Source organism: Streptomyces sp. P1-3, from assembly GCF_050613155.1.
In the GTDB taxonomy this organism is placed as follows: domain Bacteria; phylum Actinomycetota; class Actinomycetes; order Streptomycetales; family Streptomycetaceae; genus Streptomyces.
In genome coordinates this window covers 4,829,634-4,841,074 of record NZ_CP192512.1, presented here as the reverse complement: position 1 = coordinate 4,841,074, position 11,441 = coordinate 4,829,634, and the positions used below count along the sequence as shown (strand labels likewise).

At 69.4% G+C, this 11,441-nt stretch carries 7 protein-coding genes; 5 read left to right on the top strand and 2 right to left on the bottom strand.

Translation table 11 applies throughout. The annotated features are described in order from the left end of the window. Window positions 1-148: 148 nt before the first annotated feature. The 5 genes from ACQUSR_RS20960 to ACQUSR_RS20940 all read left to right on the top strand — a co-directional run bounded on the left by ACQUSR_RS20960 (window position 149) and on the right by ACQUSR_RS20940 (window position 8,725). On the top strand, window positions 149-1,507 hold the full coding sequence (locus ACQUSR_RS20960; protein ID WP_431044120.1) for an ABC transporter substrate-binding protein: 1,359 nt from the start codon (window positions 149-151) through the stop codon (window positions 1,505-1,507). Between the two features lie 24 nt (window positions 1,508-1,531). Continuing rightward, on the top strand, window positions 1,532-2,908 hold the full coding sequence (locus tag ACQUSR_RS20955; protein ID WP_431044119.1) for a carbohydrate ABC transporter permease: 1,377 nt from the start codon (window positions 1,532-1,534) through the stop codon (window positions 2,906-2,908). Then, window positions 2,905-3,813, top strand: a complete 909-nt coding sequence (locus ACQUSR_RS20950; protein WP_431044118.1) for a carbohydrate ABC transporter permease — start codon at window positions 2,905-2,907, stop codon at window positions 3,811-3,813. Before ACQUSR_RS20955 ends, ACQUSR_RS20950 begins: the two co-directional genes overlap by 4 nt. A 132-nt stretch (window positions 3,814-3,945) precedes the next feature. Then, window positions 3,946-6,318 (top strand): bifunctional glycosyltransferase/CDP-glycerol:glycerophosphate glycerophosphotransferase, encoded by a 2,373-nt coding sequence (locus ACQUSR_RS20945; protein ID WP_431044117.1) that lies wholly within the window; start codon window positions 3,946-3,948, stop codon window positions 6,316-6,318. Window positions 6,319-6,379: 61 nt separating this feature from the next. Next, the gene (locus ACQUSR_RS20940; RefSeq protein ID WP_431044115.1) at window positions 6,380-8,725 is read left to right on the top strand and encodes a bifunctional glycosyltransferase/CDP-glycerol:glycerophosphate glycerophosphotransferase; all 2,346 of its coding nucleotides are present in this window, start codon (window positions 6,380-6,382) and stop codon (window positions 8,723-8,725) included. 93 nt (window positions 8,726-8,818) lie between these two features. Here the strand turns inward: ACQUSR_RS20940 and ACQUSR_RS20935 are convergent, their stop codons facing one another. Next, window positions 8,819-9,802 carry a terpene synthase family protein gene (locus ACQUSR_RS20935; protein ID WP_431044114.1) on the bottom strand — a complete coding sequence of 328 codons (984 nt, stop codon included), beginning with the start codon at window positions 9,800-9,802 and terminating at the stop codon, window positions 8,819-8,821. Between the two features lie 259 nt (window positions 9,803-10,061). Beyond that, a complete protein-coding gene (locus ACQUSR_RS20930) occupies window positions 10,062-11,402 on the bottom strand; it encodes a cytochrome P450 (protein ID WP_431044112.1) in 1,341 nt (446 codons plus the stop codon). Window positions 11,403-11,441: the final 39 nt, after the last annotated feature.

The window sequence follows — 11,441 nt, the reverse complement described above, 5'->3', positions numbered from 1 at the left end:
CCGCCGCCGTGACTTCGCATCACATCCCGGTCACAATCGGCTAGTTGACCTTGATCACGGTATTGCGGCACCCGATGACGGGGCGTAGGACTGTGCGAACGGGACACGGCCGCGCGTGGGGACGGCCGTCACGGGAAGGACAACGGGGATGCGCACACGGCTTCACGCGAAGCGCGCCGCACGTCGGGCGGCGGGACTGTTATCCGTCGCCGCGCTCACCCTCACCGCCGCCGGATGCGGCAGCGACGACGGGGCCGGCAGCGTCGGCAGCCCGCCGCCCGCCACCGTCGAACTGCCCTCGCTGAAAGGCCAGAAACTCCAGGTCACCGCCGTGTGGACGGGCTCCGAGCAGGAGAACTTCACCAAGGTGCTGAACGAGTTCGAAAAGCGCACCGGCGCCGACGTGGCCTTCGTCCCCAGCGGCGATGACATGTCCGCCTTCGTCGGCTCGAAGATCGCGGGCGGCGACCCGCCGGACGTCGCGATGCTCCAGCAGGTCGGCGTCCTGCGGGAGTTCGCCGACAAGGGCTGGGCCAAGCCCGTCGGCGCGGACACCAGGGCGCAGCTCGCCAAGAACTTCTCCCGGGGCTGGCAGGACCTCGGTGCCCACAAGGGCAAGCAGTACGGCGTGTACTTCAAGGTCAGCAACAAGTCCCTGATCTGGTACAACGCCTCCGCCTTCGAGTACGCCGGGGCCAAGGAGCCCAAGACCTGGCGGGACTTCCTCACCCAGGCGCAGCTGATCTCCGACTCCGGCACCGACCCGGTGTCCGTCGGCGGCGCGGACGGCTGGACGCTCACGGACTGGTTCGAGAACGTCTACCTCTCCCTCGCGGGCCCCGAGAAGTACGACCAGCTCGCCCAGCACAAGATCAAGTGGACGGACCCCTCGGTGACCGAGGCGCTCACCACGCTCGCCGAGCTGTGGGGCGGCAAGGGGCTGCTGGCGGGCGGCAAGGACGGCGCGCTGCGGACCGCGTTCCCGGACTCGGTCACCAAGGCGTTCGGCAACGCCGCCGAGCCGGAGGCCGGGATGGTCTTCGAGGGCGACTTCGTCGCGGGCAACATCGCCGACGCCGGCGCGGACCTCGGCACCCAGGCGAAGGTGTTCCCGTTCCCGGCCGTCGGGGACAAGGCGCCGGTGGTCACCGGCGGGGACGTCGCCGTCGCGCTGAAGAACAGCAAGGCGGCGCAGGCGCTGCTGACGTTCCTCGCCTCGCCGGACGCCGCCCACATCTGGGCCCAGGCCGGCGGCTTCGTCTCGGCGAACAGGTCACTGGACGTGGACACCTATCCCAACGCCCCGCTGCGCGGCATCGCCAAGGCGCTCATCGCGGCGGGCGACGACTTCCGTTTCGACATGTCCGACCAGGCCCCCGCGTCCTTCGGCGGCAAGCCGGCGCAGGGCGAGTGGAAGGCGCTCCAGGACTTCCTGAAGAACCCGAAGGACGTGGCAGGCACGCAGCGCCAGTTGGAAGCCGACGCCGCCAAGGCGTACCAGAACTGATCACGCGACCGGGAGACCTCCATCATGTCGACCGCGACAGCGGGCGGCGCGGCCACACCTGGCTCGCCACCACCCGCCAAGGGACGCAAGCCCCCCGCCCCGGGGCGCGGGCGGAGAACCATCATGGGCACCCGGCCGTGGGTGGCGGCGCTGTTCCTGCTGCCCGCGCTGGCGCTGCTCGGCGCGCTCGTCGTCTATCCGATCGGCTACTCGGTCTGGCGCAGCCTCTTCGACGCGTCGGGCGACGGCTTCGTCGGGATGGACAACTACCGGGAGGTGTTCTCGGACGACACCATCCTGACCGCCGTCAAGAACAACGTCATCTGGGTGCTCGTCGCCCCGTCGGTGGCCACCGCGCTGGGCCTGATCTTCGCCGTGCTGACCGAGCGGATCCGCTGGGGTACGGCGTTCAAGCTGGTCGTCTTCATGCCGATGGCGATCTCGATGCTGGCGGCGGGCATCATCTTCCGGCTGGTGTACGAGCAGGACCCGGACCGGGGCGTGGCCAACGCGATGTGGACGACCGTGCACGACACGTTCGCCGACCGACCGCCGTTCCCCGGTGCGCATCCGCGCGCCGACGCCGGTCTGACGGCGGCCGAGGACGGCTCGTACAGCGTGCCGGCGGCGGCCCGCGCGGGCAGCCCGCAGCTGGTTCCGCTGGTCGGGGCCAAGCGCGGCGACGTGTCCGGGGCCGCCGAGGCCAAGGCGGCGCGGCCGGAGCCGGGGAAGGTCACCGGCACCGTGTGGTTCGACTTCACCCGGGGCGGCGGCGGGCGGCACGGCGCGCTGGACGAGGGCGAGAAGGCGCTGGCGGACGTGAGGATCGAGGCGGTCAGGGACGGCTCGGTCGTCGCCTCGACGACGACCCGCGCGGACGGCACGTACACCCTGCCCGCGAAGGCCGAGGGGGCGCGGCTGCGGCTGCCCGCCGCGAACTTCGACGAACCGTACAACGGGGTGGACTGGCTGGGTCCTTCGCTGGTCACCCCGGCCATCATCGGCAGTTACGTGTGGATGTGGGCGGGCTTCGCGATGGTGCTGATCGCGGCCGGTCTGGCGAGCGTGCCACGGGAGCTGCTGGAGGCGGCGCGGGTGGACGGGGCCAACGAGTGGCAGGTCTTCCGGCGGGTGACGGTGCCGCTGCTGGCGCCGGTGCTGGCGGTCGTCGTCGTGACGCTGATGATCAACGTGCTGAAGGTCTTCGACCTCGTGTACATCATCGCGCCCGGCACCACCCAGGACGACGCGAACGTGCTGGCGCTCCAGCTGTACCAGTCGTCGTTCGGCACGGACGTCAACCAGGGCGTCGGCAGCGCGATCTCGGTGTTCCTGCTGGTACTCGTGCTGCCGGTGATGTTCTTCAACATCCGCCGGATCCGAAGGGAGAGCCGCCGATGACCAGTGCGGACACGGCCGCGCCCGCGGCCCGCACCGACACGGCCGTACGGGCGAAGCGGTCGCTCGCCGCGCGGATCGCGGCGCGCGCGGGCGGCGGGGCGATGCGGGTCTTCCTCATCGTGATCGCGCTGCTGTGGCTGACCCCGACGGTGGGGCTGCTGCTCTCCTCGCTGCGCGATCCGGCCGATGTGGACCTCTCCGGCTGGTGGCAGGTCTTCGGGGATCCCGGCCAGCTCACCTTCGACGGCTACGACGACCTGCTGAGCAACGAGAAGATCACCGACTCGCTGTGGACCACGGCGGCGATCACCGTGCCGGCGACGGTGCTGGTGGTGCTGGTCGGCGCGCTGGCGGGGTACGCGTTCGCATGGATGGACTTCCCCGGCCGCGACTGGTGGTTCCTGCTGGTCGTCGGGCTGCTGGTGGTGCCGGTGCAGGTAGCGCTGATCCCGGTCGCCAAGCTCTTCGGCGAGATCGGGCTCTTCGAGACGACGACGGGCGTGGTGCTGTTCCACACCGCCTTCGGGCTGCCGTTCGCGATCTTCCTGCTACGGAACTTCTTCGCGGAGATCCCGCGCGAGCTGCTGGAGGCGGCCCGGCTCGACGGGGCGGGCGAGCTGCGGCTCTTCTTCCGCGTCGTCCTGCCGCTGGGCGGTCCGGCCATCGCCTCGCTCGGCATCTTCCAGTTCCTGTGGGTGTGGAACGACATGCTGGTCGCGCTGATCTTCGCGGACAGCGGCAATCCGCCGATCACGGTGGCGCTCCAGCAGCAGGTGCGGCAGTTCGGCAACAACATCGACATCCTGGGCCCGGGGGCGTTCGTGTCGATGGTGGTGCCGCTGGCGGTCTTCTTCGCCTTCCAGCGGCAGTTCGTGTCGGGGGTGATGGCGGGGGCGGTGAAGTAGCGGCGCGCGCCGAGACGCTGGTCCGAACGGGGCATCTTCACCGGCGACCACCACCCAGATGCCACCATTTCGGTGTCGATCAGATGATAGTGGGACAACCTGCTCGATCGTTGCCGACCCCTGGGATCCGCCGTGCCCCGGTTCAGCGTCATCGTCCCCGTCTACAAGGTCCAGGCGTACCTGCACGACTGCCTGCGCTCGGTGCTGACCCAGGACTTCACCGACGTCGAGGTGATCGCCGTCGACGACCGGTCCCCCGACGCCTGCGGCGCGATCATCGACGAGGCGGCGGCTCAGGACCCGCGGGTCCGAGCCGTCCATCTGAAGGAGAACGTCGGCCTCGGCCAGGCGCGCAACACGGGGCTGCGCCACGCCACCGGCGACTACGTGCTCTTCCTCGACAGCGACGACGTCCTCGCTCCGGGCTCGCTGCGCGCCATCGCCGACCGGCTGTCGGCGACCGGCGATCCCGAGGTGCTGGTCTACGACTACGCGCGGCTGTACTGGACCGGCGCGACGGCCCGGAACATCCGCTCGGGCGTGCTCGCCACCCCCGGCCCGCACGCGAAGGCCACCGCACACGCCACCACAAAGACCACCGCGCACGCGAAGAAGTCCGCAGGCGTCGAGGCATCGGTCCCGCGTCCGCCGGCCGCGGCCGCCGCCTCCGACGTCTTCGCCCTCGCCGACCGGCCCGAGCTGCTGCGCCTGCTGATGGTCGTCTGGAACAAGGCCTACCGCCGCGACTTCGTGACCCGTGAAGGCTTCGCCTTCCCACCCGGCCTCTACGAGGACACGCCCTGGACCTTCCCCGTGCTGCTGACCGCCCGCACCATCACCACCCTGGACCGGGTCTGCGTGCACTACCGGCAGCGGCGGCGCGGCAGCATCCTCAGCACCGCCAGCCGCGGCCACTTCGACGTCTTCGACCAGTACGACCGGGTGTTCGCGTTCCTCGACAGCCGCCCGGAGCTGGCCCGCTGGCGCCCGGCGGTGTTCCAGCGGATGCTCGACCACCTCGCCGCGATCTACGCCGCGCCGGGGCGACTGCCCCGCGGCACCCGCGCCGAGTTCGCCCGCCGTACCCGCGACCACCACCGCCGCCACCATCCCGGCGGCGCCGACGGCCCGCCGCTCGCGCCCCGCATCAGGCTGCGCTCGGTGCTGCTGCGGCTCGGCGCGTGCCGCGCGTTCGGCGCCCTGCGGCGCGTACGCCGGGCCTGGCACCGGGCGGGTGAACTGCGGGCCGCCTCCTACCGCGTGCTCCGCGCGGCGGCGCTGCGCGCCCACTACCGGCTGCAGCGGCTGCGCCCCCTCGATGCGGACCTGGCCGTCTTCGCCGCCTACTGGCACCGCGGCTACGCCTGCCATCCGGCCGCCATCGAGGCGAAGGTCCGCGAGCTGGCGCCGCATGTGCGCACCGCGTGGATCACCACCCCCGAGCACGCGCACACCGTGCCGCTGGGAGTGCCCCGGCTCCATCCCGGCTCGCCCGCGTACTGGACGGCCCTGGCCCGCGCCACGTACCTGGTCAACAACGTCAACTTCACCGACCGGCTGCGCAAGCGGCGCGGCCAGGTCCACCTCCAGACCCACCACGGCACCCCGCTCAAGCACATGGGCCTGGACCTCCAGGACCGCCCGGCCGCCGCCCGCGGCATGGACTTCGACCGGCTGCTGGAGCGCGTGGACCGGTGGGACTTCAGCCTCTCGGCCAACCGGCACTCCACCCTCACCTGGGAGCGGGTCTACCCGTCGGGCTACACCTCGCTCGAACTCGGCTCGCCGCGCAACGACGTCTTCCTCACGGCCACCGCCGAGGACGTCCGGCGCGTCCGCGCCGAGCTGGGCCTCGCGCCGGAGGTCACCGCGATCCTGTACGCCCCGACGCACCGCGACTACCAGCGCGGTTTCACCCCCCGCCTCGATCTGGCCCGGCTCGCCCACGCGCTCGGACCTGGCTACGTCCTGCTCGCCCGCGCCCACTACTTCCACCCGGACGCGCTGACCGGCCCCTCGTGCGAGGGGCGCCTGGTCGACGTCTCGGCGCACCCGCGCGTCGAGGACCTGTGCCTGGCCGCCGACCTGCTGCTGACCGACTACTCGTCGATCATGTTCGACTACGCCGTCCTCGACCGGCCCATCGTCGTCCACGCCGACGACTGGGACGCCTACCGCGCCACGCGCGGGGTCTACCTCGACCTCCCGGCCCGCCCACCGGGCCCGGTCTCCCGCACCGAGGACGAACTGATCGACCTGCTCACCACCGGCGCCTGGTACGGCCCGCACGCCGACGGGCTGCGCGCCGCCTTCCGCGCCCGGTTCTGCCCGTACGACGACGGGCGGGCCGCCGAGCGCGTCGTACGGCGGGTCTTCCTCGGCGAGGACCCCGCCCTGCTGCCGCCCGTCGTCCCCCTGGGGGACCGGCGCCCCGCCCCCGCCCCGTCCGCCTGCCGCTGGCCGGAGGCCGAGTCCCCGCGGCTCACGGCCGCGGCGCGGACGTGAATCCGCCTCGCGGCGCGGACGTGAACTCCCGCCCGTACACACCCGACGTCTGAGGAGCGCCATGCCCAGATTCAGCATCGTCATCGCCGCCTACCGTGTGCAGGGCTATCTGCGAGCGTGCCTGGACTCCGCGCTGAACCAGTCGTTCCGCGACATCGAGGTGGTGGCGGTCGACGACTGCTCACCGGACTTCTGCGGAACCATCATCGACGACTACGCGGCCCGCGACAGCCGCGTCGTCACGGTCCACCAGCCGGTCAACTCCGGCCCCGGCCACGCCCGCAACGCCGGTGTGGAGCGGGCCACCGGCGACTACCTGCTCTTCCTCGACGGCGACGACACCCTCGCGCCCGGCACCCTCCAGGGGCTCGCGAACCGGCTGCAGCTCACCGAGGACCCCGACATCCTCTACTTCGACCACGTCCGCACCTACTGGACGGGCCGCCGCGACCGCAGCCTCTTCGGTGACCTGCTCGCCTCGGCGGGCACCGACGTCTTCAGCATCCTCGACCGGCCCGAGTTCCTGCGGCTGTTCGCCATGTCGTCCAACCGCGTCTACCACCGCGGCTTCTACACCCGGCACGGCTTCGCGTTCTCCGAGGGCATCTACGAGGACGCGCTGCTGTCCTACATCACGATGCTGACGGCGCGGCGGATCGCGTGCGTGGACCTGGTCGGCCTGGAGTACCGGCAGCGGCGTACCGGCGCCAGCACGCGCAGCCCGGGCGAGGAGCACTTCGCCATCTTCCGGCAGTACGCCCGGCTGTTCGCCTTCCTCGACGGCAATCCGCATCTGGAGCCGCTGCGGCCCGCGCTCTTCGAACGCGCCGTGTCGCACTTCATGTTCTGCCTCGACAACCCGGCGCGGGTCGCCAAACGGGACCGGGCCCGCTACTTCCGGCAGGCCGTCGACTGGTACCAGGACCACCTGCCCGCGAACTTCACCCCACCGCCCGAGGACAGCGCCCGGTTCAACGCGCTCGGCCGCGGCTACTTCGCCCTGTACCGGGCGCGCGAGCTGCCCGCCCGGTACGGCAAGGCGCTCCGCCGCCTCAAGCGCACCGTCCGCCGCCCGATGGCGGCCCGCGCCAAGCGCCTGCTGTACCAGTTCCATCTGCGCCTGCCGGTCGACGAGGACCTGGCCGTCTACTCCGCGTACTGGAACCGCGGCGTCCTGTGCAACCCCGCGGCGATCTACCACAAGGCCCGCGAACTGGCGCCGCAGGTGCAGGGGGTGTGGGTGGTACGCCAGTCCGAGGTGGCCAACCTGCCGGAGGACGTGCCGTACGTGGTGCCCGGCACCCGCGCCTACTACCGCGTCGTGGCCCGCGCCAAGTACCTGGTCAACAACGTCAACTTCCCCAACGAGCTGGTCAAGCGCCCGGGCACCTTCCACGTCCAGACCCTGCACGGCACCCCCCTGAAGTCCATGGGCCTGGACCAGCAGCACTATCCGGCGTCGGGCGGCGGCATGAGCTTCCGCAACCTGCTGCGCCGCGTCGACCGCTGGGACATCGTGCTCTCCTCCAACCAGCACTCCAGCGAGATCTGGGAACGCGTCTACCCGTCCTCGTACACGCTGCTGGAGACGGGCTACCCGCGCAACGACATCCTCTTCCACGCCACCACCGACGACGTGGCACGCATCCGCGCCGAGCTGGGCATCCCCCCGCACCGCGCCGCGATCCTCTACGCCCCGACCCTGCGCGACTACGAGCCCGGCTTCACCCCCCGCCTGAACCTGGCCCGACTCGCCCGAGCCCTCGGCCCCGAGACGGTCCTTCTAGTCCGCGCCCACTACTCGTACGGAATCCGGCCCGAGCTGGCGGGACTCCAGGAGGCGGGAGTGGTGATCGACGTGTCCCGCCACCCGTCGGTGGAGGAACTCCTCCTGGCCTCCGACGTGCTGATCACGGACTACTCGTCGGTCATGTTCGACTACGCCATCCTCAACCGGCCCATCGTCATCCACGCCGACGACTGGGACGTCTACCGGGCCACCCGCGGCGTCTACTTCGACCTGCTCTCGGGGAAGCCCGGCGAGACCCCCGGGGCGGTGGCCCGCACCGAGGACGAACTGATCGCCGTCTTCCACGAGGGCCGCTGGAACGACGCCCAGGCGACCGCGCTGCGCGGCGCGTTCCGGGAGCGCTTCTGCCAGTTCGACGACGGACACGCGGCGGAGCGGGTCGTACGGGCGCTGATGCCGTGCGAACTGCCGGAGGAGCTGGAAGAACCGGTCGAGCCGACGGCCCCGCCGCACCAGGCCGTGCACCCCTCGCAGGCCGCTCACCCGGTACAGGCCCCCCAACCGCAGCCGCAACCGACGGCGGCGGCCGCCTCCCCCGCACAGGCCGTGCACCCGGCGCAGGTGCCGCCGACGGATCCCTGGCCGGCCCAGGCGTGACGGGCATCGCTCGTCACCAGTTCCAGCGCGACCAACGCGACGGCGTCAGTGATCTCCAGGTTCTTGTTCCCACAGGCTCGCCCGGAATATCTATCAGTCCGGCCGGAATGTGAGTCCGGCCAACATGTCCCGGCCGGCGGCGTAACGGCCAGCGGTCTGCAGGAAATCATGATTTGCCCTGATCATCTGCTGGCACGCGTGAGCAAATCGAATGACGTCATCTCGTTGCTTGCCACGGATGCCAACGGCGTCCAGTTGGCGGGGGAGCTCCTCCCGAAGGAGCTCGTAGCGCCGCACCGCCGCGTTCGATATGCCGATGACTTGCTCTAAAGCGGCATGCCGGCCTACTCCTCGATCGTACTCAACAACGCGCACGGCATTGTATTCCACGCCCGCGTCAATTTCCTTGGGCAAGGAGACTACGTCGTCGCCGAAGGCCATATGCTCGACGACGGCGAGGCGTATTTCCCGAATACACGGGAGATGCCGCACCGACTCCGGTAAGTCCACGCCAACAGCAATTTCCAACAGGTCGATGAACTGCTCTTGCCCCAGCGAGGTACGCCTGACCCGCATGTACTCGTCGAGGGAGGGGCGCCGGCTGGCCAACTGGTCGATGTTGCTGGCGTAAGATGCCCACAGCCACATGCAGACGTTCCTTCGGAACGAGGCTCGCCACGCGGGCGATCGGCCGCGCATAATGTCGGCCGCCAGACTCGCGGCGGCATGTTGGATATCGGTGCGTGGCTTCCCGCCGGAGAAAAGGGCGACCAGTCCTTGTACTGCTTTCGCGCAGGCTGCACCGTCCTCGGAATTGATGCCTTCGTCTACGAAGTCGTCGATGACGAACGACAGCGCCATCCACCTGGCCAGCGGACGAAATGATTCCTCGTCGGCCATATCGTAATAGGCTGTGGTGATGGAGTGCGTGTTGGAGATGGCCAGTTTCCTGCGCTGTTCAGGGGATTTGCAGAGGTTGGATGAGCCAACCCACTGCCAGATATAGCCATAGGCTCGTTGTTCCTGATCCGGGTCTACCTTGACGGGAGGGAACGGCATGTAGGCGGCGTAAGGCATGTCTTGCTCCTTCCAGGTTGACGAAATGACGGTTAGGAGCTTCCCGGATCACCGATCCGACACACGGGAGCCGTTGTCCGCACCTTCTGGTTCTGCCCGTATAGCCGTGAAAGGGTTCGCACCGGTCGCCCCTTCAAAGTCAGATCCCTACTTGTCGTTGAACAGGTGTTGCCAGATCACGAGCCGGTCGTTGCCGGTTTGCCGTTCAGCGCGACCCGATGTCCGCCGTCGTCGCGAAGTCCTTCATCGTTCACCTCGTTTACCTTCGGGCGATGGCGCGCATCCGTAGTTCTTTAGGATGGAGTACCGAGCCCAGTGCGGGCGTGACTGCACGATGCATAGCGGGGACCAGGCGCCATCGGGATGCGATCGAGGCCAGTACCAGTCGCCCTTCGACGAAGGCAAAGGTGTCGCCGATGCATTGCCGCGCGCCGATCGCGAAGGGGATGAATGCGGCTCTGCGGAGCCGTTCCGCGGCCTCGCCCTCCCACCGATCCGGGGCGAAGATCTCGGGGTGGTGGTAGGTGTCGGCGCGGTGATGGATCAGGTATGGGCTGAAGACCACTGTGGTACCCGCAGGGATCGGACGTCCGCCTAGCTCGCTGTCAGCCGTCGTGGTGCGCATGGACATCCACACCGGCGGATAGACCCGCAAAGTCTCAGTCAGGATCCGCGTGGTCATCTCAAGCTTGGGCAGATCGTCGTAAGTCGCGATCCTGCCGTCCAGTACCCGGTCGGCTTCGGCGTGCAGGCGCGCCTCTACCTCGGGGTGCTGCGATAGCAAGTGCTGTGGCCAGGACAGTGAGGCCGAGGTAGTCTCCACTCCGGCGAGGAAGAACGCGATCACGTCGTTCTCCACCTCACTGTCGGTTAGTTCTCTGCCGTTATAGTCGGCGTGCAGCAGGATCGACAGGAGGTCGCCGCGATCGGTTTCCGACGCACGGTACTCAGCGATGATCCGGCGGACGGTGCGTTGCAGCCGCGCAAGCGAACGGTTGTAACGGCGATTGGTCGCGAGCGGGAGTCGAGTCAGCCCCCATGGCATGAACATACGCTTGTAGATGCTCTCGGCGACGACCATGAAGTCATGGCTGATCTGGCCGAGTTCGGCGGGTGACAAGGCGGAGCCGAACATCGTCGCCACTGCGACGCGAGCGGCGATGGAGTGCATGTCGACGAGCACATTGACAACGCCTCCATCTCGCCACTTGCCGGTGACGATTTCGATCTGCTCACTCATGATCTTGGCGTAGGCCTCGATCTGCGGCCGGTGGAACGCCGGCTGACTCACGTGGCGCCGAGGCCGGTGCTCGTCATGTCGGACGGTGATGACATTGGCACCGAGGGCGTCACGGGCGCGTGCGTACAAGGGACCTCCCTTGTCGAAGATCCGATCGTTGAGCAGGACGCGGCGGGTCAGCTCCGCATCGCAGACGACGATCGCCTTGGCCGGACCGACTCGAACTTCCACCAGCCCATCGCATGCCGTCAGTGCGTCAATGAAGCTCCATGGATCACGCAGCAGCGGGACCAGGTGGCCGAGCAGCGGAAGCGCGCCGGGGGCGAGGGGGATGGGGCCGGGGGTGGTTGTCGTGGTCATCGGTCACTCTCCACAGCGAGGGTGTCGGCGTCGGTCAGC

Excerpts from the sequence above, each read along its gene's own strand:
- ACQUSR_RS20955 (WP_431044119.1), top strand. The coding sequence starts at position 1,532 with ATGTCGACCGCGACAGCGGGCGGCGCGGCCACACCTGGCTCGCCACCA.
- ACQUSR_RS20960 (WP_431044120.1), top strand. The coding sequence starts at position 149 with ATGCGCACACGGCTTCACGCGAAGCGCGCCGCACGTCGGGCGGCGGGA.
- ACQUSR_RS20935 (WP_431044114.1), bottom strand. The coding sequence starts at position 9,802 with ATGCCTTACGCCGCCTACATGCCGTTCCCTCCCGTCAAGGTAGACCCG.
- ACQUSR_RS20940 (WP_431044115.1), top strand. The coding sequence starts at position 6,380 with ATGCCCAGATTCAGCATCGTCATCGCCGCCTACCGTGTGCAGGGCTAT.
- ACQUSR_RS20950 (WP_431044118.1), top strand. The coding sequence starts at position 2,905 with ATGACCAGTGCGGACACGGCCGCGCCCGCGGCCCGCACCGACACGGCC.
- ACQUSR_RS20930 (WP_431044112.1), bottom strand. The coding sequence starts at position 11,402 with ATGACCACGACAACCACCCCCGGCCCCATCCCCCTCGCCCCCGGCGCG.